The sequence below is a fragment of the Streptomyces sp. B21-083 genome (assembly GCF_036898825.1).
Classification (GTDB): Bacteria; Actinomycetota; Actinomycetes; order Streptomycetales; family Streptomycetaceae; genus Streptomyces.
Genome location: NZ_JARUND010000002.1, coordinates 3,039,655 through 3,063,866, shown reverse-complemented (window position 1 = coordinate 3,063,866; position 24,212 = coordinate 3,039,655). Strand labels below are relative to the sequence as shown.

Annotated in this window: 17 protein-coding genes and 3 pseudogenes; 7 read left to right on the top strand and 13 right to left on the bottom strand. The window is 72.3% G+C overall.

Features of this window, described 5'->3' with window-relative positions:
• Positions 1-188 precede the first annotated feature (188 nt).
• The 5 genes and pseudogenes from QA861_RS37650 to QA861_RS37630 form a co-directional block, all read right to left on the bottom strand.
• Positions 189-412: pseudogene (locus QA861_RS37650) on the bottom strand (response regulator transcription factor); the annotation flags it as partial.
• A 49-nt stretch (positions 413-461) separates the two neighbouring features.
• Positions 462-1,210 (bottom strand): annotated as a pseudogene (locus QA861_RS37645) (D-Ala-D-Ala carboxypeptidase family metallohydrolase).
• A 74-nt stretch (positions 1,211-1,284) separates the two neighbouring features.
• Positions 1,285-1,701: a hypothetical protein gene (locus tag QA861_RS37640; protein WP_334593252.1), complete on the bottom strand. Its 417-nt coding sequence runs from the start codon at positions 1,699-1,701 to the stop codon at positions 1,285-1,287.
• A 25-nt stretch (positions 1,702-1,726) separates the two neighbouring features.
• Positions 1,727-2,776, bottom strand: coding sequence for a GH25 family lysozyme (locus tag QA861_RS37635; protein WP_334594972.1), 1,050 nt, complete (start codon positions 2,774-2,776; stop codon positions 1,727-1,729).
• Positions 2,777-2,797: 21 nt separating this feature from the next.
• Positions 2,798-3,115: pseudogene (locus QA861_RS37630) on the bottom strand (peptidoglycan-binding domain-containing protein); the annotation flags it as partial.
• A 167-nt stretch (positions 3,116-3,282) separates the two neighbouring features.
• Between QA861_RS37630 and QA861_RS37625 the strand changes: the two are divergent.
• Positions 3,283-4,275 (top strand): expansin EXLX1 family cellulose-binding protein, encoded by a 993-nt coding sequence (locus QA861_RS37625; protein ID WP_334593250.1) that lies wholly within the window; start codon positions 3,283-3,285, stop codon positions 4,273-4,275.
• 8 nt (positions 4,276-4,283) lie between these two features.
• Here the strand turns inward: QA861_RS37625 and QA861_RS37620 are convergent, their stop codons facing one another.
• From QA861_RS37620 to QA861_RS37605, 4 genes are all read right to left on the bottom strand, one after another.
• Positions 4,284-5,159: an LLM class flavin-dependent oxidoreductase gene (locus QA861_RS37620; RefSeq protein ID WP_334593249.1), complete on the bottom strand. Its 876-nt coding sequence runs from the start codon at positions 5,157-5,159 to the stop codon at positions 4,284-4,286.
• Between the two features lie 68 nt (positions 5,160-5,227).
• Positions 5,228-6,304, bottom strand: coding sequence for a glycoside hydrolase family 5 protein (locus tag QA861_RS37615; protein WP_334593248.1), 1,077 nt, complete (start codon positions 6,302-6,304; stop codon positions 5,228-5,230).
• Positions 6,305-6,781: 477 nt separating this feature from the next.
• Entirely contained in the window at positions 6,782-8,188 is a 1,407-nt protein-coding gene (locus QA861_RS37610; protein WP_334593247.1) for an HEXXH motif domain-containing protein, read from the bottom strand.
• Positions 8,185-9,426, bottom strand: a complete 1,242-nt coding sequence (locus tag QA861_RS37605) for an FxsB family cyclophane-forming radical SAM/SPASM peptide maturase (RefSeq protein WP_334593246.1) — start codon at positions 9,424-9,426, stop codon at positions 8,185-8,187. Before QA861_RS37605 ends, QA861_RS37610 begins: the two co-directional genes overlap by 4 nt.
• A 287-nt stretch (positions 9,427-9,713) precedes the next feature.
• Here QA861_RS37605 and fxsA point away from each other — a divergent pair, with 287 nt between their 5' ends.
• From fxsA to QA861_RS37590, 3 genes are all read left to right on the top strand, one after another.
• Complete coding sequence (gene fxsA, locus QA861_RS37600; RefSeq protein ID WP_334593245.1) at positions 9,714-9,938, top strand: FxSxx-COOH cyclophane-containing RiPP peptide; 225 nt, start codon at positions 9,714-9,716, stop codon at positions 9,936-9,938.
• A 135-nt stretch (positions 9,939-10,073) separates the two neighbouring features.
• Positions 10,074-13,808 carry an FxSxx-COOH system tetratricopeptide repeat protein gene (fxsT, locus tag QA861_RS37595; protein WP_334593244.1) on the top strand — a complete coding sequence of 1,245 codons (3,735 nt, stop codon included), beginning with the start codon at positions 10,074-10,076 and terminating at the stop codon, positions 13,806-13,808.
• 355 nt (positions 13,809-14,163) lie between these two features.
• Positions 14,164-15,177: a hypothetical protein gene (locus QA861_RS37590; protein WP_334593243.1), complete on the top strand. Its 1,014-nt coding sequence runs from the start codon at positions 14,164-14,166 to the stop codon at positions 15,175-15,177.
• A 9-nt stretch (positions 15,178-15,186) separates the two neighbouring features.
• Here QA861_RS37590 and QA861_RS37585 read toward each other — a convergent pair whose 3' ends face one another.
• The 4 genes from QA861_RS37585 to QA861_RS37570 form a co-directional block, all read right to left on the bottom strand.
• Entirely contained in the window at positions 15,187-17,511 is a 2,325-nt protein-coding gene (locus tag QA861_RS37585; RefSeq protein WP_334593242.1) for a hypothetical protein, read from the bottom strand.
• A 113-nt stretch (positions 17,512-17,624) separates the two neighbouring features.
• Positions 17,625-18,716: a hypothetical protein gene (locus tag QA861_RS37580; RefSeq protein WP_334593241.1), complete on the bottom strand. Its 1,092-nt coding sequence runs from the start codon at positions 18,714-18,716 to the stop codon at positions 17,625-17,627.
• Positions 18,713-19,672: a hypothetical protein gene (locus tag QA861_RS37575; RefSeq protein WP_334593240.1), complete on the bottom strand. Its 960-nt coding sequence runs from the start codon at positions 19,670-19,672 to the stop codon at positions 18,713-18,715. The genes QA861_RS37580 and QA861_RS37575 overlap by 4 nt, the downstream gene beginning before the upstream one ends.
• Positions 19,673-19,827: 155 nt before the next feature.
• Positions 19,828-21,039: a cation:proton antiporter family protein gene (locus QA861_RS37570; RefSeq protein ID WP_334593239.1), complete on the bottom strand. Its 1,212-nt coding sequence runs from the start codon at positions 21,037-21,039 to the stop codon at positions 19,828-19,830.
• Positions 21,040-21,375: 336 nt separating this feature from the next.
• On the opposite strand from QA861_RS37570, the gene QA861_RS37565 reads away from it, so the two are divergent.
• The 3 genes from QA861_RS37565 (at position 21,376) to QA861_RS37555 (ending at position 24,182) form a co-directional block, all read left to right on the top strand.
• Complete coding sequence (locus QA861_RS37565; protein ID WP_334593237.1) at positions 21,376-22,491, top strand: LacI family DNA-binding transcriptional regulator; 1,116 nt, start codon at positions 21,376-21,378, stop codon at positions 22,489-22,491.
• A 109-nt stretch (positions 22,492-22,600) separates the two neighbouring features.
• Positions 22,601-23,551: a TIGR03619 family F420-dependent LLM class oxidoreductase gene (locus QA861_RS37560; protein ID WP_334593236.1), complete on the top strand. Its 951-nt coding sequence runs from the start codon at positions 22,601-22,603 to the stop codon at positions 23,549-23,551.
• 61 nt (positions 23,552-23,612) lie between these two features.
• A complete protein-coding gene (locus QA861_RS37555) occupies positions 23,613-24,182 on the top strand; it encodes a MarR family winged helix-turn-helix transcriptional regulator (protein WP_443041628.1) in 570 nt (189 codons plus the stop codon).
• Positions 24,183-24,212 lie beyond the last annotated feature (30 nt).

Genomic DNA, 24,212 nt, shown 5'->3' with positions numbered 1-24,212 from the left:
ACTCGCCATCCGTTCCGTCGAGGACATCGACCACCAAGTCTCCGCCCGCCTCGACGACTTCCTCGCGACACCGGAGATGGCCGCCGAGTACGAGCGCATACGCCGACTGCTCGCCCCCGGCACGGCTCAGGAACACGAGACCCGCTCCACCTAGCCGACCGCCCACCCGGTGCCGAACCGGTCAGCCGTCAGCCGTGGTCGCCCAGCTCCGCTTCGCGGGCCGGCAGGGTGGCATGGACGCGGTTGCCGGCGCCCAGCGCGCCGAGGATCCGGCTGACGTGTGCCTTGACGGTGCTCTCCCGCATTCCCGGCGCCCGGCGATCTCCGCGATGGAGTCGCCCTGCGCGAGCCGCGCCAGGACGTCCGACTCACGGGGCGTCAGACCCGCGCCACGGGAGCGGGCTTCCAGCGCACAGGAGCTGCGGGAGGCCGGCCCGGATCGTCGGTCGTCCGGGGCGGGGTCAGATCGTGCCGCTCTCCCACCACCAGTCACGGCCGAGGTCGGCCCTGCTGTCGACGTGCTGGTGGTCGACGGTGTACCTCTCCAGCCCGGAGAACCCGCAGGTCTCCGCCTTCTGGTAGACGGTCTTGGTGGCCACGCCGGGCACGTCGAGGTCGGCCGCGGTGCCGTACAGGTGCATGCTGTCGCTGGCCCCGCCGATGTCGGCGTTTGGGCGATGCTCCGGAAGCCGGAGTTGACCGTGATCGGCTTGTCGCCCAGCTTCTTGCGCAGCGCCTCCAGCTTGTACATGCAGCGGCGGGCGTTCTCCTTCACCTGCGCCGCGCTCAGCTTGCCGCCGTTGAAGTTGCCGCTCGACTGGTCCACGAACTCGCTCCAGTTGAAGTGGAGCGTGGAGCCGTCCGACTGCTCCAGCGCGTCGAGCTTCGGCTGGGTGTTGGGCCCGGCGCTGCCGTCGGCGGTGAGACCGTACGCCGCCTGGAACCGCTTCACGGCAGCCTCCGTACCGGGGCCGAAGTCCCCGTCGACGCCGACCCGGCTGTGGCCGGCGCTGTCCGCCGCCCAGCCCGCGATCCTGATCTGCAGCTCGGTCACGTCGGCGCCGTTGTCGCCCTGGTTCATGGTGCGCGACCACGAGTAGGCCTGGGCGACACCCGAGAACAGCAGCTGACCGAACGCGGCGCCGGCGCCGGCGGCGAGCGTGCCGCGCAGCATGGTGCGGCGGTCGATGGGGCGGAAGGAGGGGGTCATGGTCGTCCTTTCGGAAACGGGGGTGCGAGGAGGTGCGCTGGGTGGTGGGTGGTGGGTGGTGGGTGGTGGGGCGGTCAGTAGGCGAGCTGGAACGTCACGTTCTGCGCGTCGGTGTCGTAGGCGCGCACCCGCAGGACGAAGTGGGTGCCGTCCTTGACGTCGGTGGCGACGGTCGCCCACTCGGTGCCGTGGGTGGAGTACGTGTTGTCGTGGTTGCACTTGGTGGTGTGGTCGACGAACACCACGCAGGCGTCCAGATACACCCCGGGCTTGTCCGTGACGAGCCGCATGTTGATGTCACCGCAGCGCGAGGACGTGGTGTAGGTGCCGTACTCCTTGGCGGCCGTCGAGTAGGTGTACGTCAGGGTCTTCGCGCCGCCGTAGCAGCTGGCCGCGGCGGCGGAGGACTGCGCGGAGGCGGGCGCGACGCCCGCTCCCAGCAGCGCGGTCGCGGTGAGCAGGACCGAGGCGAACGCCTTGCTGCGGATCATGGTGGTCTCCGTTTCGTTACGTGGGTCAGGTGCGGTTGGCCAGGCGGTCCAGGTCGGCCTGGGTGCCGTTGAAGACGTCGGCGGTCGCCGGTGCCTGGATGCCCGGGAAGAGCGCGGCGTCCGTGTACTGCCACATCGCCCAGGTCGTCGAGCCGTTGGGCAGCGGCGGCTGGGTGATCGACTGGCGGTAGTCCGCGAGTTGCAGCGGATACCGGGCGAAGGCGGTGGTCGAACCCAGGCAGTCGTCCAGGACGGACTTCTGGGTGTAGACGATCGGCGTACGGCCGAAGGCCGCCTCCACCCGGTCGAGCCAGGCCCTGGCGTCGTCCACCGTGCCGTAGGTGGGACAGCGTCCGCTGCCGTCGTCCATGCGTTCCAGGTCGAAGACCGGCGGGAGGTCGCCCGCCCGCCGCCCGGTGTAGCCGGTCGCGCGTACGGCGGCGATGAACCGGTCGGCCTGGGCGCCACCCGTGTCCGCCGCCGTGCCCGTGTAGAAGTGGTACGGCGCCACGGCCAGCCCCGCCGCCCGCGCTCCCTGGAGGTCGGCGGTGAGGTACTCGTCGGTGACGTTCATGCCCCGGGTGGCCTTGACCGTCGCGAACTCGACGCCCGAGGCCCGCACGGCCTTCCAGTCGATCGGCGCGCCGCCGGGGTGCTGGTACTTGGCGGTGTCGAGGCCGTCGATGGGGTACCCGGCGGGACGCGGTGGCGTGCAGTACGTGTTACGGCTGGACCAGTCCACCAGCTTCGCCCAGGTGTTCGGGCCCACCGTGCCGTCGGCCCCGAGGTTGGCGCAGTGCTGGAACTCGACGACCCGGGATTCCGTACCGTCCCCGAAGTCGCCGTCGATCGTCAGCGGCGGATAGTGGAACGCCTCCATGGCGAGGTTCAGCCGGCACTGCACCTCCTTGACCTCAGCGCTCTTCGCACCCCGCTTCAGTGTCGGCCGCGTGTCGGTGTGGCCGCACACGGTCGCCTGCGCCGTGCCGGACGTGCCCTGGGTCGCGCAGGTGTGCGGCTCGGCGGCCCAGGTGTTGAGCGCCGCCCAGGTCTGGGGGCCGAGCACACCGTCCACGCCCAGCCCGGCACACCGCTGGAACTCCCTGACCCGTGTCTCCGTCGCCGGCCCGAACGAGTCGTCCGCCGCGATCGGCGTGTACCGGCTCGGCTTCGTCGCCAGGTTCAGTTGGCACTGGGCCTCGGCCGCCGCGTCCCCCGTCGCTCCCCGTTCCAGCGTGGGCTGCGCGCTGGTACGCCCGCAGACCGCGACCGCGGTCGCCCCGGCCTGCGCCGCTGTACCTCCTGTACCTCCTGTACCTCCTGCGCCGCCTGTACCGCCGTGGGCCCGTACAGGGGCAGGACCGCTGTTACGGCCAGGGTCAGACCGCGCACGGAAGACGGCGGCGCGGCCCACCGCGGCCGAGGAGGGGAGGCGACTTTCACCGGATCCGCGAAACCGCGGCAACCTTTTCGGGCGCGGTGGCGACTGAGGGCCGGAAGCTGCCTCAACCGGAGCCTCGCATCGAGCACTTGTACTTCCATCGAGCACCTGTACTTCCGGACCAGTTAAGGACCATTGCCGTGGCGTCCCGTTCCTCACGACGTTCCCAGCGCCGTTCTCCCCGTCACCGGCGCGGCGTTCTCGTCTGCGCCGCCGCCGCGGCCGTCGCGATCGTCATATCCCTGGTCATGGCTCTACGGCCCGGCCACCAGGCCGACGACGAGGCCGGGACGGTCGCGTCCGCCGCCGGCGCCCGGGTGATCGTTCCGCCCACCACACCGGAGCCCACGCCGTCCCCGACGCCCTCGGCGACCCGCTCCCCCGCCCCGAAGGCCACGCCGACCGTCCCGGCCGCCGCGAAGCCGAAACCGAAGGCCAGGCCCAAGGCCCCGGCCACGGGTGACGGCAGTGGCAGCGGTGGCGTCGCCGCCCGCCCGGCCTCCGGGTCGGCGCCGTTGGCGGGGCGGATCCAGCCCGGCACCACCTACACGGGGGTCGCCACCTTCTACGACACCGGAAGCGGTGACGGCGCCTGCCTGTACGGGCCGACCAGCGACGTCATGACCGCCGCGATGAACACCGCCGACTACGAGACGTCCATGGCGTGCGGGGCGTACATCCTCGTCCGCGCGGCGAGCGGGGCCTCCGTCACGGTACGGATCACCAACGAGTGCCCCGGGGCCTGCCTCCCCGGGCAACTCGACCTCAGCCCCCAGGCGTTCGCCAAGCTCGCCGCCCCCGTGACCGGCCGGATCCCGATCACCTGGAGCCTGCTGAGCCCCTCCACGGCCGACCCGGTCTCGATCCGCTACAAGACCGGGTCCAGCAAGTACTGGTGCGGCATCCAGGTGATCGGCCACCGCAATCCGCTGGCCCGCCTCGAAGTCCGTACCGGCGGCGGCTGGGTCCGGCTGGCGCGCACCGGCTACAACTACTTTCTCTCCGAGCAGGGCGACGGATGCGGTGGCGCGATCAGGATCAGCGACATCTACGGGGAGCAGCTGACCATCGACGGGATCACGGTACGGCCGGACGTCGTCCAGCCCACCCGCGTCCAGTTCGCCGCGCACTGACCCACCGGTCAGCGACGCCCCAAGGCCCCCAGTACGGCTTCGAGTTGGCGCAGCGGCTCGGCACCGGCGATACGGAGTACGACGGTGTCCGCGCCGGCCGCCGACAGCGCGGCGATGTCCTCGGCGGCCTCCGGGGCGCTGCCGGACACGGTGAACACGTCCTCCTGCGGGCGGTCGAGCCAGCCGGCCTGGCCCTCCGTCTGCGGGTGGAGGGTCCGCGCCACCTCGCCGGGGTCGTCGCCCACGCAGCAGAAGGCCAGCACCGTGAGGGTGTGGTCAGGGCCGGCGCCGCCCTTCGCGGTGAGCGCCCGGGTGTTCTCCAGGTCGCGCGGGCCGTGGCCCTCGGCGATCAGGGTGCCGTCGGCGACCCGGCCGGAGAGCTCCAGTGAGAGGGGTCGCACCACACCCGCGACCACCGGTGGAGGTTCGGCGGCCGGGTGGACCAACTGGATTCCGTCCAGGCGCACTTCGCGACCCGCCAGCTCGACCCGCTCCCCGCGCAGCAGGGCCCGCACGGAGGTGATGGTCTCCTCCAGCAGGGCCAGCGGCGAGCGGGGGGCGACGCCGACCGAGGCCATCCACTCCCGCACCCCGTGCCCGATCCCGGCGACGAGCCGGCCCGGGAACACCCGGGCCAGCGTCGCCAGTTCCATCGCCAGCAGCGCCGGGCTGCGCAACGGGGCCGGGGTGATCCCGATGCCGACCCGCAGCCTTTCCGTCGCGCCGAGCGCCACGGCGGCCGCGGACACGCCGCCGTTCCAGCCGAGGTCCTCGACCACCCACAGGTCGTCGACGCCGAGGGCCTCGGCCTGCCGCGCGAATCCGGGCAGCCCTTCCGGGGCCCAGTCGCGGTCGTACATCACACCGATCCGTAGGTTCGTCATGATCTCGAACCTACGGTCCCGACCGGCGCCGATCAACGGCGTATCGGCCTTGGACCTCGGTCCTCGACTCAGCCCTTGACGGGCTTGCCGCGGCCCCAGCCCCAGGCGAGGCGGTCGGCGCCGGACTGGTTGGTGGTGGCCAGCCAGGGGCGGTTGGGGTCGCCGACCAGCTTCTGGATCGAGTACATGTCGTCGGTGCGCAGGCCGGGCCAGTAGACGGAGCCCATCTTCAGCTCGCGGAAGGTGTCGGTGACGGCCTGCATGTAGTTGACGAAGTTGTCGGGGGTCTTCTTGTTGTAGTCGAGCCCCGTGGTCATGAAGGCCCCGAACTCGTCCGCGACGGTCCGGTTGGCGCAGTTGCCGATACGTACCTTCAGGTCGGCAACCCACTGGTCGTAGGTCGCGTAGTCCTTCCAGAAGCCGTAGTGGTGCAGCGACAGATAGGTGCCCTTCAGGCGCGGGTCGGCGCAGACGGACGTGACGTGGTCGTTGTAGCCGGCGCCGCTGACGAACACCTGGTTACGGGGCACGGACTTGTAGGTCGCGAGCCACTTCGCCGCGATGTCGGCCCACTCGGTGTCCGTGTAGCCGTGCGGCTCGTTCATCGGCTCGAAGTAGACGTGCCTGTCCTTGCTGTAGGCCTTGACGACCCTGTTCCACATGGGCCAGTAGGTGGCCGTGTCGTCGATGAACCCGTCCTTCTGGGCGCCGGTGCCCTCCCAGTAGGAGACGATCACCTTGAATCCCTGGTCGGACGCCGCGTCGATGACCGCGCGGTACGACTTCCAGTAGGAGCCGTTGACCGTGTACGGGTTGATCGGCAGCCGCACGGTGTTGGCACCGAGGTTCGCGCGGAAGGCGGCGATGATCCGGGTCGACTTGGCGTACGTCCGGGCGTAGTTGTCGGAGGTCGACAGACCGGACAGCTGGAGCAGGTCGTCGGCGAAGTTGTCGCGCGGGTCGGCCCAGTTGACGCCCTTGAACTGGGTGGTGCCCTTGCTCGGCGCGCCGCCTGCGGCGGCAGGGGTGGAGGCGGAGGCGGGGCTGACGGCGACCGCCGTACCGCTGGTCGCGGCGATCGCGAGCGCCACGAGGGCTGCGCGCAGTCTGGGGGAGGGGCGGGTGGCGCCGAGGATGTTACGCATCAACTTGCCCTTTCGCATGCCGGTCGGAGACCGAGGGGGGCGATGTTTACGTAAACATCGCGGCGCCGAAATCGTGGCACCCGCCACAGGGATCGTCAAGGTTTCCGGCGCGTAACGCGTCCGCTGGGTGGAACGGAAGCCGACAGGTCGAACGTGAGAGTGCCGGGTACGTCACCGGTCGGGCGGTCTGAGAAGAGCGGCGCCGCACGCGACCGGGCCGGCCGGGACTCAGCCGGCAGACTCAGCGAGACTGGCCCGGTGGCCCGGTGGCCCGGTGGCCCGGTGGCCCGGTGGCCCGGTGGCCCGGTGGCCCGGTGGCCCGGTGGCCCGGTGGCACGTGGTTCCGTGGTCCGGCGGCACGTGGCCCCGTGACCCCGCGGCACGTGACCCCGCGGCACGTGACCCCGCGGCACGTGACCCCGTGGCCGGTGGCCCGGCCACGCCACGGTGTCGGACAGGCATGCCGGTACCGGTCCCTCATGCTGACAGTCTGCGGGCTCCCTCCCCGGCCCCGTTCCGGTTGTGCCAGTCGGTGCGGTGGGCGCGGGCCGCCGATTCGGCGTGGTGGAGGGCCGGGGCGGGCACCGGCAGACGGCGCAGGGTGTCCAGGGCGGTCAGCATGTGCTGGGCGAAGCGGTGGCCGAGGGGGGTGAGACGGCCCGAGGACAGGGCGACGGTGGTCGCCTCGTGGGCGGCCAGCCGCCAGCGGGCGAACTGGGCGTGCGCGGTGGCACGCAGCGCCGGGTCGGGTTCCGTCTCCCGGCGGCGCTCCCAGAAGCGGGCGACGCCCAGATGCGCGTAGGCCCCGTGGAACAGGCCGGGCAGCGGGCGGGGGTCGGGGCGCCAGGCGGCGTAGAAGCGGTCGGGGCCGCCCGGTTCGAACAGGTCGAAGAGGTGGAGCAGCGCCGCCAGTTTGTTGTGCTGTGTCTCGTGCGTGAGGGTCACCGCGAGGCCCGTCACCGAGGTCGGCTCAGACAGCGCCATACAGCCGAACGTCTCCGCGCTGCTGCCGCTCCTGTTGCCGTGGCCGGGGTGGGTCAGCGGCACCAACAGGTGTGGTCCGGCGGCCAGTTCGGCGTACGTCTCGGGATGGTCGGCGCGCAGGAGCCGGCAGGCGCCCCGGGCCGGCCCGGCCCACCGCTGCGCCTCGGCGGTGGAGAGGCCCTCGGGGTGGCGGGCGGAGTGCGGGAAACAGGGCGGGTCGAGGGTGTCCAGCAGCAGCGGGGCGCCGCCGTCGAGGACGGTGAGCAACTGCGCGCCGTGCCAGCGGCCGGTGGTGCCGTGGAAGCCGTCGGAGCGGACGGGTTCGGGTGCCGGACCGCTCAACGGACCGCCGGGGTACGGGAGTCCGGGCACCTCGACCGTTTCGCCCGCCGCTGTGACGCGGCAGTGGCCCGAGCCGTCGACGCGCACCTCGGCGCGGTCGCCGGGGCGGGCGCCGGGGAAGCGGGCCCGGCCCAGGGAAGGCAGGGCGGCCCAGGAACCGGTGAGGGGCAGCTCGGCCCGGGTCGGCAGCCCCGCACGGGCCGCCGCAGACATCGCCAGGGCGGTGAACCAGTGTACGGGCGGCGGGAGTTGACCGTTCGGGTGGCGCAGCTGGGCCAGCAGGCCGAACAGGGCGGGGCCCGCCGACGGGTGGGTCAGTACGGCGGCCACCGCGTCGGGCGCGGCACGCGTGGCGTCGGTGAACAGCCCCCAGGCGTGCTCGGCCGCCTCACCGGCCCGGCCCCCGGTCTCCCGGGCCGCCACGGTCACGGCGTACGCGCAGGCCAGGCGCCTGCTGTGCTCGGCACGGCCCAGCAGCCGCAGGGCCGCCGCCCCGCCGCCGCCCCCGGCGATCGCGTCGAACAGCGCCCCCGGCATCCGGTACGGCGACGGGTTCATGCCGCTCCCGAGGCCAGCGGCACGCCGGGCGTCCCCAGGTCCGCGCTGAGGCGTCCCCGTACGCGGCCGATCAGTTCGGTCAGGTCGGCGCAGTACACGCTCGGGTTGGCGAAGCCCGTGGCACGGTCGTAGCGGGTGGCGTAGTGGCCGCCTCCGCAGACCCGGTGCAGGGGACAGGCGAGGCAGGCGGCGGACAGGGCGGCGGCGCCCCACTGGCGGGCCGCGACGCCCGGGTGGAGCAGCAGGGTGTCGAAGGAGTGGCGGTGGATGTCGAGGCCGGTCCGGGCGGCGCCGTCGTACGCGGTGCGCAGCGTGTCGTCCTGGGTGAGGGAACCGTCCGTGTCGACCACCGCGTAGCGCACCGGGGACAGGCCGAGCGCCTCGGTGCGCGGGGTGGCGCCGAGCAGCAGGGCGAGGAGGTTGTCGAGGAGGCGGACCGAGGTCTCCTTGGTCCGGGCGCCGTACCAGCGCTCGAAGACCGCCCACAGCCAGTCCGCGTACGGAGTGCGCCGGCCGCGCGGGTCCAGACCGGGCGGCGGGGTCTGCCAGTTGCCCAGCGGGAGCAGGAAGTCGACGGCCGGTGGACCGTGGGTCAGCAGGGCCTCGTAGGTGCGTACCGGGTCGTTGCGCAGGTCGATCGTGCACAGCAGCGCGCCGAACAGCCGGCGGTGGCGCTCGCTCGCCAGGCGACGCAGCGAAGCCTCGACCCGGGTGTGGCTGCCACGGCCGTCGGCGCCCCGGCGGTGCAGGTCGTGGGCGGCCCGGGAGCCGTCGGTGCTCACCCCGACCGTCACGTCCAACTCGCCGAGCAGGTCGAGGCGTTGCTCGGTGAGACGGAGGCCGTTGGTCTGCAGGCTCAGGTGCAGTCGTACCCCGTCGCCGACCACCGTGCGCAGGGTGCGGACCGTCCGCGCGAGCGCCTCGTCGCCGATCAGCAGCGGCTCGCCGCCGTGCAGGACCACGCCGGCCTCGGGGACTCCGTGCGCGGACAGGTGCTCGGCGATCCGCTCGGCGGTGCGGGCGAGGGTCGCCGGGGCCATCGTGCGCGGCTGGGCACGCCAACTCTGGTCGTGCGAGCGGTACATGTAGCAGTAGTCGCAGGCCAGGTCGCAGCGGCTGTGCACCTTGAGGACGAAGGAGTCGAGCGGAGACGGCACCCAGCCCGCCGCCCGGCGCGCCGCCACGTCGGTGATCCTCGGCCAGGGCGGTTCGGCGCGGCCCAGTGGCGGTCGACTCATCCGCTTCCCCCCGAAGGCGTACGCCGCGGACCCAGGGCCTGTCCGGTGCCTGTCCGGTGCCTGTCGTGCCGCCCGTCCGGGCGTTGCCGGCGGCGCACTCTGTTCGACGTGCGACCAGTATTCGGGCGGGTCAACTTCAGCGTCAACATCACGAATGAGCCAACGAAGGTCGACTGCGCGGAAGTTGAGCGACGCTCACCAGCTCCGGCTTCTGCCGTAAGGGCAGTTGGCGGCGCTACGCTGGAGAGCCTCTCCGCGTTCCTCCGACACCCCATGGAGTGACCCGCATGGCAGTCGCCGACGGCACCGCCCCCGCCGGGGCGGGTACAGGAGCGGGAGCGGGCGTCGGCTCGGACCCCGAGGTCGAGTCGGTCGTTCTCGACCTCGTGGCCCTGTCGCCCGAGGACATCGGGGCCCTGCCCGACTCGGTGCTCGGCGCGCTCCTGCGCCAGGTGTACGACAGCTGCGCCGAGGGCAATCCCTTCGTCACCGGGCACAGCGAGAGCGTATGAGACACGGGGCACGCGGGAGCGTTCCGGACGCCGTGCGCCAGGTGCGCCGCGTCCTATACTGGCGCTCCTCGGCTGCCCTTTTTGTCCCCCTTGTTCACCGCCGCGCCGAGCGGAGACGTGCCGAGCGGAGAAGCCATGCCAGACGCCAACACCCCTGACCGGCCAGGGCCGTTCGCGGTCTTCCTCGCCACCTCCGAGAACCTCGGCCTGAGCACGACCCTGCGCAACGTCGCCGACATCCTCGCCGACACCAACCGCAGCGTCCTCCTCGTCGACGGCCGCTCCGGCGAACCCGACGCCGGCGCGCCCTTCCCCCGCCCCGAACCCGGCCACGTGCACGCCGTGACCACCCCCGGCGGCCCCGCCCTGGCCGCACTCGCCGAGGACCCCGTCGCCGCCGCGTACGACCATCTCCTCGTCGAGGCCCCCGTACCGGACGCCTCCGAGGAGACGGAACCGGTGCGCTTCGCCGCGGACGCCGACACACTCGTCGTCTGTTTCGCGATGACCGCCTGGTCCATCGACGGGGCCGCCGCGCTCGCCGAGGACCTGATCGTCCGCCGGGGCGGCCGGCCCGTGCGGCTGCTCACCCTCGGTCTCAAGAGCGACATCGGCGTCCACGACCGGCTGCGCGACTCCCGCGAGCGGGTGCGCCGGAAGTTCGCCCCGGTCGCCGCCGCGCTCGGCAGGACCGACGTCCCCTTCCTCGAAATCCCGTACAACCCGCTCTACCAGGACAGCCGCAGCCTCGCCGTCGACGCGGAGGACGCCGGCACGGTCAGCGGACTGCGCCCCTACTACGAGCAGCTCGCCGACTGGCTGCGCGCCCGCCGCGCCACCCGGCTCACCGACGTCACCGTCGTCCACTCGGCCCGGCACGCACTGTGGGCCGCGTGGCTGCGCGACCGGCTCGCAGTCAAGGGAGTGCGCACGGAGCTGCGCCGCGGCGACACCTACGCCGGTGAACGCCCCGACCCCGGCGCCGCGTTGCTCTTCCTGTCGCCCGACGACGCCGACGACACGCTCCTCGAACAGATCGGCGCCCTCTCCCACACCGACGTCCGCATCCTCCTCGTCGACGAGCCGTTCCCGCACACCGAGGCCGCCCACCACGAGCTGATCGACCTGCGCGACACCACCGAGGACGAGGCTCTGCGGCTGCTGTACACCGGTCTCGGCCTCGGCGCGGCCGAACCCGGCGACAGCGGCGACGGCGCCGGGTTCCCTCGGCTGCCGGAGACCACCAACGTGGGGGCGCGCAACAACGCCTTCGTGGACCGGGCCGCTCTGCTCGGCACGCTTCACGAGGAGCTGCGCGGCGCCGCCCGCGACGGCGCGTGCCTGGTGCTGCACGGCCCCAGCGGCTGGGGCAAGAGCGACACCGCGTACGAACTGTGCCACCGGGTCGGAGCCTCGTACGACGTGGTGTGGTGGGTGCGCGCCTGGGAGCGCACCCGCGTCGAGCGCGGCCTCGGCCGGCTCGCCGGGCGCCTGGGCGCGCCCGAGGACCGGGTCGGCACCGACGGGGACGCCATCTCCCGGCTGCTGTCCCGGCTCTCCCGCACCGACGCCGAGGCGGACAACTGGCTCATCGTCTACGACGGTGTCACCGACCCCGCCGAACTGCACGGCCTGCTGCCCGTGCCGCACGAGCGCGGGCACGTCCTCATCACCAGCCGGACCGCACCGGCCGGGAGCGACCCCGCCGAGGACGTACGGCCGCCGCATCTGAGGCCCCTGGCCATCACCCCGATGGACACCGAGGAGAGCCGCGTGCTGCTCGCCGAGAAGGTGCCGGAGATCAGCGAGCGGCAGGCCCGGCAGATCGGCAGCGTCGTCGACTCGGTCCCGCAGGCCCTGCACCTCGCCGCCCACTGTCTCGCCGAGCGGACCGCCGCGCACCGCCGCGACGACCACATGAACCAGGATGCCGCGGTCCGCGCCGCCGTCGGTGACCTCCTCGCCGAGTACCGCGCCGGCAAGACCGAACTGCTGCGCACCACCGACGCGGTGTCGCCCGTCGCGGTGATGGTGCGGGTCGCCCGGCGGGTCGTGACGACCACCCCGGGCGCCCTCGCCTGGGGCGCCGAGAGCCCCGAACGCGACGCCGTAGGCTGGCTGTTGGGCGCCGCCTCCCTGCTCACCGGGCGGGGCATGGGCCTGGAGCTGCTGCGCTCGCGCCGCATCCTGTCCGAACTCGCCCGTGACGACGAGTCGTCGACGCCCGCACCCGCCGGCACCGAGGTCCTGCTGCCCGACGAGCACATGGTGAGCGTCGCCCTGTGGGCCCTGGCCCAAGTGGGCCTGCTGGACGTCGACTTCGACCGCACCCGGCAGCCGCTCGTCCAGCACCACGGGCTGCGCGACCTGATCCGGGCAGGCATGGACCCCGCCGAACGCGCGCACATCGAGTCCGTACTGCGCAGCGTCCTGTCCGAACACGCCTCGCAGGGATCGGACCTGCCCCCCGACTGGGCCCGTGAGGTGTTCTCGCTGCGCCTGTGGGAGGACCCCCGGCCACGGGTGCGCCGCTCGCTGCTGCGCCACCTGGGCGCCCTCAGCCAGCGTGCCGAGGCCGCCGACCTCGACCGCCTCCTCGACATCGCCGGGCGGGCCCGTGAGCAGTGGCGAGTCGATGACAGCGACGACAGCGAGAACGGCGACGAGAGGGATGAAAGGGGTGAAAGAGGTGACAGAGGTGACAGAGGTGACAATGACGAACAGTCACCCGAGTATCTGCGGCTGCTCAACTTCGTCGCCCGCGCCCACCGGTTGCGCGGCGACTACGACCTCTCCCGGCAGATCGCTCAGGACGCCCTGCGCGGCCACCGCCGGCTCCTCGGCATCACCCACCCGCGCACCCTGCTCTCCGCCGACTCCTACGCCGCCACCCTGCGCGCGCTGGGCCGCTTCGACGACGCCCTGCTGCAACTGCGGCCCGTCCTCGCGGGTCTCACCCTGCTGCTCGGCCCGCAGCACCCGGCCACCATCCAGGCCGAGCACAACCTCGCCCTCACCGAGGCGCTCACCGGCCGGGTCGCCCCCGCCCTGACCGCGATCCAGGACCGCTTCCGCTACCGCCAGGCCGTCGGCGGCGCGGACGACCCCGTCGCCTGGAACGCCGCCGAACTGCTCGCCTACCTGTACCGCGCCGCCGGACGCGACGGCGAGGCGCGTGACCTGCTGCGCCAGAAACTGCGCCGGCACGGCGACAGCTGGGACCTCGTCCGGCTCCGTACCGAGGTCGGCCTCGCGGTCAGCGAACGCCGACTCGCCGACGGCTTCCCCGCCTTCAAGGACCCCCTCTACAGCTACGAACTCGCCCACGAGCGCGACCTGCGGGCCCTCGGCCTGTACGTCGACCGGTTCGGCCCCGACCGCTTCGACACCGTCCGCTGCCGGTTCAGCTACGCCGCCGACCTGCACGCCCTCGGCAAGGTGGAGGAGGCCGAACAGCAGGCCCGGCAGTGCGTGGACAGCCTCGCCCACTGGTTCGGGCCGGGGCACCCCTACACGGGCGTCGCCCAGGTGCGCCACGGCGTCTATCTGCGGGCCACCGGCGAGCTGCGGCTGGCCGAGGAAGTAGGCCTGGGCGCGCTCAACCTCCTCACCCACAAGCTGGGCCGGGCCCATCCCTGGGTCGCCGTCGCGGAGAACTCCCTTGCCGCCACGCTCGCTGCGGCGGGCCGCGACGAGGAGGCCGTCGAACTCGCCCGCACCGCCCTGGGCCGCCTCGGCGACCTGGGCATCGCCCACCGCGTCGGCGGCCGCCGGGTCACCGCCCACCTGGACCACCTCACAGGCATCGACCCCACCCGCCCCGCCCCACCCTCGGGCTACGACATCGACCTGGAACTCCCCGACGTATGACCGGCCCCCGCCCACCCGGGCACCCCCCGGCCACCGACCAACAAGCCCTCGATCCGCGAGCCCCCGACCAGCTGGTCATCGACCAGCGAACCGCCGACCGTAAGGCGCCGCCCTGCGAGCCCCCGACCGCAAGCCGCCGGCCGGCAAGGCACCGATCCGCACGTCACCGACCCGCAAGCCGCCAGCCGGCAAGGCACCGATCCGCGAGCCCCGACCAGCAAGCCGCCGGCCGGCAAGGCACCGATCCGCACGTCACCGACCAGCAAGCCGCCGGCCGGCAAGGCACCGATCCGCGAGCCCCGACCAGCAAGCCGCCGGCCGGCACCGCGCACCGACCAGTGAAAGGTGAGCCCCCGTGGCAGCCCCCGTACCGCTTCGGAGCATCACGCTGAAGGAGTCCCACTGGACTTCCAAGCGCCACGGCCTGATAACCGCGCTGTGCGAGGAGACCGTCGCGCGGACGCCCGCGATCCGCTCCCTTGCGCACTACAGCAACGGCATCCTCGACTTCGCCGTCCTGAGAGCGGACCGCGCCCCGCTCTCCAGCCTGATCACGGAGATCGGTGACGACGCGCAGAACGAGTCGCTGCCCGGCTCCAGGCTGCTGCTCTGCACCCAGGATCTGGGCGCCGTCCTGCGCCCGCTGAAGACCGGCGAGCTGATGCGCACTGTCCTCGCCGGCACCCGCGCCGGTCTGTGGGGCGGCCGGGCCCGCCCCGACGAGTTCCTGGCGGCGGTGACGGACGTACCCGACGGCGTGTCCGACATGGACGAGGCGATGAACGGGCTCGTCGCCCGTATCCGTACCGAAGTGCACGGGCTGCCCGACGAGTTGCTCGGCGGTGACGTGCAGGCGAAGTCCCATCTCCAGAGCGGCGAGGCAACCGCGGGCCCCCACGTCGACTTCGGTACGGCCGCCGCCCCCGACACCGTGTACGAGCAGCGGCTGCGCGATCTGTGGCGCGGCCATGTGAACACCACGGACCTCCAGTACGCGGGCTACTACCGGGACTGGACCCTGGTCTGTGTCGGTGACGTCTTCGACAGCCAGGAACTCGGGCCGCGCTTCATGGACGTCAGCGTGCGCACCCGGCGGACCGCCTACCGCGACCTCTCGCGCAGCCTGCGCGGTCATCTGATCCGCCTCAAGGACGCGCTCGACCTGATCGCCCCGCCCCCGGGCAGCGGCGCCTCCGTCGAACGGCTCGTCCTCGACGTCCAGGAGGGTGCGGTGTACGTCCACTGGACCTCGCCCCGCGCCTTCCTCCTCGGCGTCACCCTCGACCAGCGGCAGGTGGGCAACGCGGAACGGCGGCTCGCGGGCCTCGCCCGGACCACGGGCGGCGTGACCGTACCCCCGCCCCGCTGACCAGCCGTACTAGGGCACCGCCGGAGCGCTCAGCGTCCCCCACACCTCCTCCGCCAGCACCTCCACCGTGCGGGCCGGGGTCAGCGGGTGCTGGTGCTCGGCGTTGCCCAGCAGATGCACCGGCAGCACCTCGACCGCGCTCTCGTACTCCCGGCAGATCCGGCGCAGTTCACTCAGCTGGACCTCGGTCGGCGTACCCGGCGTCGCCGCCCGGGCCCAGGTCGCGACAGCGCCCCGGAAGTCCTCCGTCAGCGCCCGCACCAGGGTCGCGCAGCCCAGCACGCTCAGCTCCGCCGCGCTCGCCGCCGTACGCCGGTTCATGGTCCGGCCGGCCACCCGTCGGGTCACCGACTCCAGCATCGCCAGCGCGTCCCGGAACCGGCGCCACACCGGTCCCGGCAACTCCTCGGCCGGCTCCGCCTCGGGGGCCGCGCGAACGGACTGCGGCGCCCCTCCGGGCACCCCCGTCGCGCCCGGACGCACCTCCAGTGTCATCGCGGCCAGGTTGCGACGCATCTCGTCCAGATGGGCCGTCTGCTGCGCCAGGTTCCGGCGCATCCGCTCGCCCAGTTCGGCGAGATCCTCCTCCCGGCCCTCCTCCACGAGCCGCCGCTCCAGCTGCAGCAGCGCCTCGTGCACCTTCGTCGGGAACCCGCCCTGCCGGTACACCAGCGGGCGGGAGCCGATCGACCGGCCGAGCCGGTCCTGCATCGCGTGCGACACCAGCCCGTTGACCACCAGCAGTGCCTCGAACCGCCCCGGGCGCACCGCGCCGCGCAGTCCGTTCACCTGGGTGACGATCCGTTCGACGTCGTCGGCGAGGAGCAGGGAGCGGGCGTAGACCACCGCGATGTAGGCGTTCGGGGCCGGCGACAGCCAGTACAGGACCTCCTCCCGGCCGCCCGCCGAGCGCGCGAGCCTCGCCGGCACCGGATCACGGGAGGCGATCCGCCACTGGCCGACGTTCAGGGCGTCGTGCACATCGCCCATGACCCGCTGGTAGGACACCCGCTCGTGCAGCTCCCGGACCGCCCTGAGCATCGTCGCACCGGGCACCCGGCGCACCACGGGCTCCCTGTTCGTGTCATCGGCCGGCGGAGGTTCCTCGCTGAGGAGCCAGGCGAGCTGGGAGGTCTTGAGCACCTCGCGGGGCACGCCTTCGGTCAACTCGTGGAGCAGGCGCATGGCTTCGTCGTCGAAGGGTCCGGTGGGCGGCGGTTCCTCGCCAGGGGTTCCGCCGGTCGCCTCGTCGCCCATGGCCAGATAGCCGGCCACCAGGTCCCTCGTACGGTTCTGGTCGAGCCCCGTCGGCCACAGCTGCACCACCCGCTCGTGCACGCTCTGGCGCAGTGCCCGCAGCCCGTCGGGCGAGGTGCAGAACACCAGCAGACCGCCGAGGCTCGTATAGATGTTGATGAGGCGTTCGAAGGCGTCCATGAACGCCCGCCGGTCGCGGTCCGGCCAGTCCAGCACCTTCTCCAGCGAGTCGAGAAGCAGGACGTACGGCCGTGAGACCCGGCCGTGCAGAAAGCCCTGCACGGCCAGCGCCTCGAAGACCCGGTCGATGCCGGCGACGAGGTCCGGGTGCTCGCCCGCGGGGACGATCGCCTCGATGATGCCGCGCTCGCGCAGCGGTTCGGCGGGCTCCGCGCCGTTCAGCCAGTTCCACACCATCCGGTTGAACGGCGGTTCGAGGAGCAGGGCGAGCGCGGTGGAGAACCTGCGGTGCTCGGTGACCTCGCTCAGCCTGCCACGCAGATCGGCGTGGATCACCTCGGGGTCGTAGCGCAGCGCGGAGACGACCTTGTCCGGGTCGAGCTCACGGCGGAGCAGCCCGGTCGCGATGTCCTCCAGGGTGCCGCGGCGCGGGTCGTCGTCATCGGTGCCCACCCAGCCGGCCGTCACATACGCGTAGTAGTCCCGCACCAGCTCCTCGAAGGACCGTTTGCCCTGCTCGGTGTCGCCGGGTCCGCGCAGCCGGTCGCGGTAGAGCCGCCCCATGTCCTGCGCCGGTTCGTCCACGATCCATGTCGCCGCCTCGGGGTGCCGCGTCTGGATGGTCTGGTAGGTCCGGCGCAGGGCGTGACTCTTGCCGAGGCCGAACTCACCCACCAGGGCGATCGCCCGGCCCCGCCGGCCACCGGCGGCCGGCGGCGCGAAGTAGTCGTCGACGAGCGCCTCGATGTCCGTGATCAGCGGGGTGTCTATGTGCGCGTTGCCCGAGTTGGCGGCCTGGACCCGCGCCTCCCCCAGGTCGGACGACGGCCCCAGGCGCACGACAGGGATCAGAGGGAAGGGGTTCCGGTGCCAGGTGTGTCCACTGGTCGGCGTCACGTTGGCACTCCTCGTGTGTCCGGTGTCGGCCTTGGGAGCGGCGAGCGGGGGAAACGGGGACAGCTGTTCGGTTCCTGTGTACGGGTGGAACGCGCGCGTCGGGAGTCCTGCGGCTAGTCGGGTCTGAGGTCCACGCGGGCCAGCGCCGCGATGTCGAGGCCGGGCGGGGTGAGATGACGGGCGGTCACCCGCACCCGGCCGTCCGCGAGTCGCTGCCGCTCGGCGATCCGGAAACACTGCTGGCGCAGGTACCGTACGTCGGCGTCGCGCCACGGGTCGGAGTCCGGCTTCGGGCCTTGGGCCTGCCCCGGAATCGCGGGCGGCGGCGCGTCGTCGCGGTCGGGATGGCCGCCGCGGGCGGCTTCGGTGAACTTCACGGTGTCCTCCGTGGCGAGCGAACCGAGCGAGAGAAGGGTGACCGCCGTTTCCCGGGGCAGTCCCGCGATCACCTCGCCCGCCGTGCTCCGGTCCCGGTGACTCATCTCGACGAACAGTACGATCCGGCTCTGTGCGTGGCTCAGCCAGGTTTTGAGGAAGTTGGTCCGCACCTCGCCACCGGCGTCCCGCCAGTCGATGTGCGGGACGATGGCGAACAGCAGACTGTTCTGCTGGACGAGCAGTCTGCTGATGCCTCTGAACGCGGCGCGGATGTCGTCCCCGGTGACCGACGGGTCGAGCGGTATCCCGGGAAACTCCTTCTCCAGGGTCTCGACGAGCTTGTTGCGGATGGCCGCGTTGATCTTCTGGGTGCTGGCGAAGTGGCCGCTGCCGTCCCAGCTGACGTCCTCACCGCCGTTCACGTATCCCCCGGCCATCGCCACGATGGGACGCGGCGCGAGGTGGGGCCGCTGCTGTTCCCTGAACTTCCGCGCGAGCTCCTGGAAGTACTCGTGCGCCCGGTGCACGCACCGGTGGATGAGGGTGGTCTTGCCCATGCCCACCGGCCCGGTCACCACGACCAGGTGGCCGCCCACGTCCGGCAGCAGCAGGCCGGTCAGCTGGGCCTGGAGACATTCCTCGAACAGGTCGAGCTGCTCCCGGGCGTGGTCGACGTCCACCCACTGGTGGGCGTGACTGCCGTCCTTCCACGGCACCAGCGGATGGTCGTCCTTCGGCCGGGCGTGCCCCGCGGGCAGCAGGTCCCTGATCTCCGGCAGGAAGACGCCGAACGGGTTCTCGTCGTACTCGTCCTGCGGCACGGTCATTCCCCGTCCCCCGTTCCCGCTGCCCCGGGGCGCACCGGCCGGTTGTGGAGGGAGCGCCAACTCCAGTACAGGGACGTGCGGTTGAGTCCGGACAGGGAGCGCAGCCAGCGGTCCACGGACTCCTGTTCCCGGTCGGCCGTACGAGTGAGGGTCGGCGAGTCGGGCAGATACCGGCCGGCGGTCCGTGGCAACGGCTCGGCCAGCGGCAGCCCGTCGGCGAGCCGCTCGGCCGCCGCCCGCCGGGCCGGAGGGTCGGGCACCCGGGACAGCACGAGGGCCAGCGCGTCCCGTGCGGCACGCACCGCCGCGTGGTCCGCCCGCTCGTCCTGCCGGTAGTCGGCGAGGTACTCCCGTACGGCAGCCCGGTACGCGCTCTCCGTCGTCCCCAACTCCTGCCGCAGTGAACGCCGTTCGGACTGCCCGCGCTCGTAGGACTGGCCGCCCAGGGTGAGCAGCGCGCCCGCCAGGAGCAGGGGCAGCTGCTTCAGCAGGGCCACGAACCAGCCGTCCTCGCCGCCGCCCTTGTCCTGCTGCGCGGCCGACGCCGGGGAGTTGGACTCGGCGGCCATCAGCGCGGCGCAGGCCCGCCCGAAGTCCTCGGCGTGGTCCTTGGCCCACCGCTCCGGCGAAACCTTCGCGTCGGCCTTCAGCAGCCCCAGCCTGACGGCCGCCGTGAGCAGGTCGGTGCGGTGGACGGGGTCGAGGCAGTACACCAACTGGGCATCCCGCTCAGGGGAGTCGGCGCCCCCGGCGGCCGCGGCGAAGGCCGGCGCGGTACCGGTGGCCAGCAGCAGGAGGACCGCCCCGGTCGCCGCGCGGGACGCGTGCCGAGCGCGAGGCCGCCGACCCGGGGGAGCGGTACCCCTGGAACTCCGGGCGCTCCTGGTGCTCCGGACCGGCGGCCGGGTGCCACCGCAGGGCACCCCCCGCACCCCTGATCTCCCCGCCTGCCTCATCAGCGTCTCCCCCGTCCGGTGCCGGCACTTCACACGCCTTGCTGCGTCTCGTACGTCTTCATTCCCCGCGGTCGCCGCCTGTCCCACATTTCCGGACCGCCGGAACTCCCTACTACGGAACCCGGAACTCCAGAACTCCGGGATCCCGACTCCGGTCACGCGACCGACTGTTCGTCCTCCGCCCGCTGGTCGTACGGAGAGTGACGCTCGGAGTCGGAGGAGAGTTCCCGGCCGGTGCGCGCCCGCCATCGGCGGGGTGGATGAGTCAGGAGCGCCTGGGAGGCGCCGTACAGCAGGTTGACGGTGATGACGGCCGGCCCGACCGTCGCGACGGTGCCCGGGAAGTCCCGCTCCAGGGTCAGGGCGATCAGTACGGCCGTGATGCCGTTCTGCTGGCCGAGACCGAGCGCGATCCGGTCGCCGCGCTCCAACCCCCTGACGAACAACGGCAGTACGACCAGGGCCACCACCGCCTGCGCGGCGAACGCCGCCACCCCGAGCACGAACCCCGGCCACAGCCGCACCCCGTGCGCGAGCAGCAGCCCGAGCGTCAGGAACGCGGCGAGGAACGCGCCGCCCACCGCCCGGCCGACCGTCTTGTCCAGCACCTTGGCCCGCAGCACGAGACCGGCCAGCGCCACCCCGAGCATCAGCTGGTTCAGCGCCGCGAGCACCAGCATCGCCCCGACGAGCAGCACCGCGCCGCCCGCCTTCGTGCGCCGGACCGCCACCACGTCCGGCAACCGTGCCGCCGCCCGCCGCCCGGCCCACCACGACAGCACCACGGCGGCCAGGAGTACGGCGTTGAAGAGCAGCCCGGTCGCGTAGTCGCCGCCCGCGCCCCGGCTGATCTCAGGGGTGCCCTCGTGCCCCGCCGCCCTGTAGGCGTAGCCCGCCAGATACAGCGTCAGCAGGACCGTCATCGGGTCGTCGAACGAGGCCCACGCCGTCAGCAGCGAATGGGCGCGCGGCGACATCCGCCCCCTGCCGGTCAGGGCGGCGACCGACAGCGGGTCGATCTGGGCGACGGCGATGCCGAGCACCAGGTACTCCGGCCGCCGGAACACCAGCACCATCGTGCCGGCGATCAGCCCGGCCTTCAGGACCACACCAAGGGTGACCGCGGCCAACACACCGGGCAGATCGGCCCGCAGCGCCCTGAGATCGATCGAGTACGTGCTCCCGTACAGCCCGACCGCGAGCAGCAGCGCCGCCCCGAGCGCATAGCCGTCGGAACGCACCAGAGCCGAGACGTCCACCACCAGACCGGCCAGCACGCCGACGGCCAGCAGGCCCGCCGCGCCGAGCACGATCCCGGGGACCACCTCGGGCAGCCTTCGTAAACGGGTGCGCAAGGATGTCCCCATGGCCTTGTCCCCCCTCCGCTCCGCCCCGCACGCTGTCCGGCACGACCGGAGACGTTCCCCCCGCGGTACGGGTGTGACCGCCCGTGGGGCAGGTGAATGTCAGGGGCCCTGGTGCCGTGGGAAAAGCCGCACACCAGCCTTCCGCCCGGCTCGTCGACGTCCCCTGGCCGGTACGCGACCCGACAGGCCGGCGCCGCTGCCGTCCCACCCTGTCCCGTCCCGTCCGTCCTGTCCTCACGATGCCCGGCACGAGGCACCCGTGAACCCGTTTCGGAGCCCTGGCCGAAAGCCAACGTTCCTTTCCAGCGGGGTATTTGACGCCCGTAGACTCACCCGGTGACAAAGGTGACACGCGACGACGTCGCCAGGCTCGCGGGAACTTCCAGTGCGGTCGTGAGTTACGTCGTCAACAATGGCCCCCGGCCCGTCTCGGCGGAGAAACGCCGACGCGTTCTCGAAGCCGTCAGGGAACTCGGCTACCGGCCCGACCGGGTGGCCCAGGCCATGGCGAGTCGCCGTACGGATCTGCTGGGGCTGATCGTTCCGGACGCCCGTCAGCCATTTTTCGGGGAAATCACCCACGCGTTGGAACGCGCCGCCGCCGACCGGGGAAAAATGGTGCTCGTCGGCAACTCCGATTACCAGGAGGACTGCGAACTCCGTTACCTGCACGCCTTTTTGGGGATGCGGGTGTCGGCGCTGATCCTGGTGAGTCTGGGGCTCGGTGACCGGATCGCCGCCGAGCTCGACACCATGGACACCCGGGTCGTGCTGATGCACGAACGGTCCGCGTCCGTACGCAAGTTCGCCGTGGTCACGGACGATGTCGAGGGTGCCAGGATCGCCACCCGGCATCTTCTCCAGCACGGTCACACCGCCGTGGCCTGCCTGGGCGGTCCCGAGTCGGCTCCCGTGGCCGGCGATCCCGTCGCGGACCATGTCGAGGGCTGGCGCAAGGCGATGGCGGACGCCGGCCGTCCCACCGACGGGCTCCTGTTCCACGCCCCCTACAACCGGTACGACACCTACGAGGCCGCGCTGCGCCTGCTCGCCGCCCCCGGCCGGCCGACCGCCGTGTTCTGCTCGACGGACGACCAGGCCATCGGCCTGCTGCGGGCGGCCCGCGAGCTGGGCGTCGACGTGCCGGGCGAACTCGCGGTGGTGGGCTTCGACGACGTCAAGGAGGCGGCGATGACCGACCCGCCCCTGACGACGGTCGCCTCCGACCGCGAGGCGATGGCCCGCAAGGCGGTGGACATGGCGCTCGATCCGGAGCTGGACGCGGCGACGCCCGGCGAGACGGACCGCACCCGCCGTTTCCCGTCCCGCCTGGTCGTCCGGGCGTCCTGCGGCTGTCCGAACCCGGATCCGAACCCGACCCCGGATCCGACCCCGGATCCGGCCCCGACCTCCCGCTTTCTGGCCGCCCAGGCTCCGCGCGCCACCGACTGACCGGCCGCCACCGCCCACCGCTCGCCGTCCACCGCCGCACACCGCTGACCCCTTGCCGTGGAGGTCTGACCGTTTTATTGTTTGACCTCAAATGAAAGGCGGGTACGACATGACCTCGACTCCTCCGCGTATGCAACTGGTCCTCAGCGAGAACTGGACCATGACCGGCGGCCGCGTCGACCTGCCGCTGCTCGTGCGCTGGGCCCGGGAGGCCGAGGACGCCGGATTCGACTCGGTGATGCTCAGTGAGCACATCGTGCTCGGCCCCGACGCCGGCGCGAACGGCCTCATGGGCAACCCGCGCGACTGGGCACTGCCGGGCAACCAGGACCCGTACATGCCCTGGCCCAACTCCCTGATCCTGCTCGGCGCGATCGCCTCGGTGACCGAGCGGGTCCGGCTGGCCGCGTCGGCGGTGATCGCCCCCTTGCGTCATCCCCTGCTGCTGGCAAGGGAGTTGGGCACACTCGACCTGCTCTCCGAGGGTCGGCTGATGGTGCTGCCCAACGTCAGCTGGAGCCGGGACGAGTACGACGCGCTCGGGGTGCCCTTCACCCGGCGGGGACGGCTGCTGGACGAACACCTGGAGATCTGGGCGAAGTTGTGGGGGCCGTCGCCGGTGTCCCACGACGGCGAGAACTACCCCTTCGAGAACGTGTACTTCGAGCCCAAGGCGTACCGGGCGGACGGGCCCCGGCTGTGTTTGGGCGGCGCCGGGATGCATGCGGCGATGGTGCGGCGGCTGGTGCGGTACGGACATGCCTTCAACCCGCTGGGGCGGCCCACGGCCGAGGAGATGGGGATTCTCGGGGCGGCGATGAAGGAGGCGGGGCGTGACGTCTCCGAACTGGAGATGATCGGCGGGGTGCGGGTGGTGTTCCCGGACGACCGGTCCTGTGCCGATCTCGGGGCGGCGCTCGCCTCGATTCCCGAGCAGATGGAGCTGGGGTTCACGACGTTCTGTGTGAAGCCCTCCCAGTTCACCGATGATCCGGACGGGGTCGGAGCGTTCTGCCGCGAGGTGATGAGGCGGGTCGCTGGGGGAGCGTCCGCCATGTGAGGCCGACGGGTTCGTACAATTTGGTGCCGAACGACATGGTGTCGTGGGAGGGGATGTGCCGGTGACGCAGCGACCGATCGTCGAGACCGAGCAACTGGTCAAGGCCAAACTCGGGGACATCCCGATCCGGCACGACCAGATGGCCGTCGTCGCGAACATCCACCGGGCCGCCTCCGCCGTGCGCCAGCATGTCGAGAACTCCGTGCTGCGTGGAGCGGATCTGACATGGACCGGGTTCGTCGTCCTGTGGGTCGTCTGGATCTCCGGGGAGACCGAGACACGGCTCGTGGCCGAGGAGGCCGGGATCTCCAAGGGGACGCTCACCGGCGTGGCCCGGACCCTGGAGTCACGTGGGCTGGTCCGGCGTATCGAGCACCCGTCCGACGGGCGGCGGGTGCTGCTCGGGCTCACGGAGCAGGGCGAGGAGCTGATGCGGACGCTCTTCCCGGACTTCAACGACGAGGAGGCGTTCGTCGCCGCGCCGCTGAGCGCCGAGGAGTGCCGGGCGACCGCGGACGCGCTCCGCAGAATCGTCGTCCAGGTCGAGACCCACGGGGAGGACCGCCGACTGGAACTGCTGGACGGCGCCGAACCCGCCCCGCGCCGCAGCGGACGGCGCCCCAAGAGCTGACCCCCGTGCCCCCCCCGGCCATGATCTCGC

Coding starts and splice junctions, on each gene's coding strand:
- QA861_RS37640 (WP_334593252.1), bottom strand. CDS start 1,701: ATGATCCGCAGCAAGGCGTTCGCCTCGGTCCTGCTCACCGCGACCGCG.
- QA861_RS37620 (WP_334593249.1), bottom strand. CDS start 5,159: ATGACGAACCTACGGATCGGTGTGATGTACGACCGCGACTGGGCCCCG.
- QA861_RS37615 (WP_334593248.1), bottom strand. CDS start 6,304: ATGCGTAACATCCTCGGCGCCACCCGCCCCTCCCCCAGACTGCGCGCA.
- QA861_RS37610 (WP_334593247.1), bottom strand. CDS start 8,188: ATGAACCCGTCGCCGTACCGGATGCCGGGGGCGCTGTTCGACGCGATC.
- QA861_RS37605 (WP_334593246.1), bottom strand. CDS start 9,426: ATGAGTCGACCGCCACTGGGCCGCGCCGAACCGCCCTGGCCGAGGATC.
- fxsA (WP_334593245.1), top strand. CDS start 9,714: ATGGCAGTCGCCGACGGCACCGCCCCCGCCGGGGCGGGTACAGGAGCG.
- fxsT (WP_334593244.1), top strand. CDS start 10,074: ATGCCAGACGCCAACACCCCTGACCGGCCAGGGCCGTTCGCGGTCTTC.
- QA861_RS37580 (WP_334593241.1), bottom strand. CDS start 18,716: ATGACCGTGCCGCAGGACGAGTACGACGAGAACCCGTTCGGCGTCTTC.
- QA861_RS37575 (WP_334593240.1), bottom strand. CDS start 19,672: ATGAGGCAGGCGGGGAGATCAGGGGTGCGGGGGGTGCCCTGCGGTGGC.
- QA861_RS37570 (WP_334593239.1), bottom strand. CDS start 21,039: ATGGGGACATCCTTGCGCACCCGTTTACGAAGGCTGCCCGAGGTGGTC.
- QA861_RS37560 (WP_334593236.1), top strand. CDS start 22,601: ATGACCTCGACTCCTCCGCGTATGCAACTGGTCCTCAGCGAGAACTGG.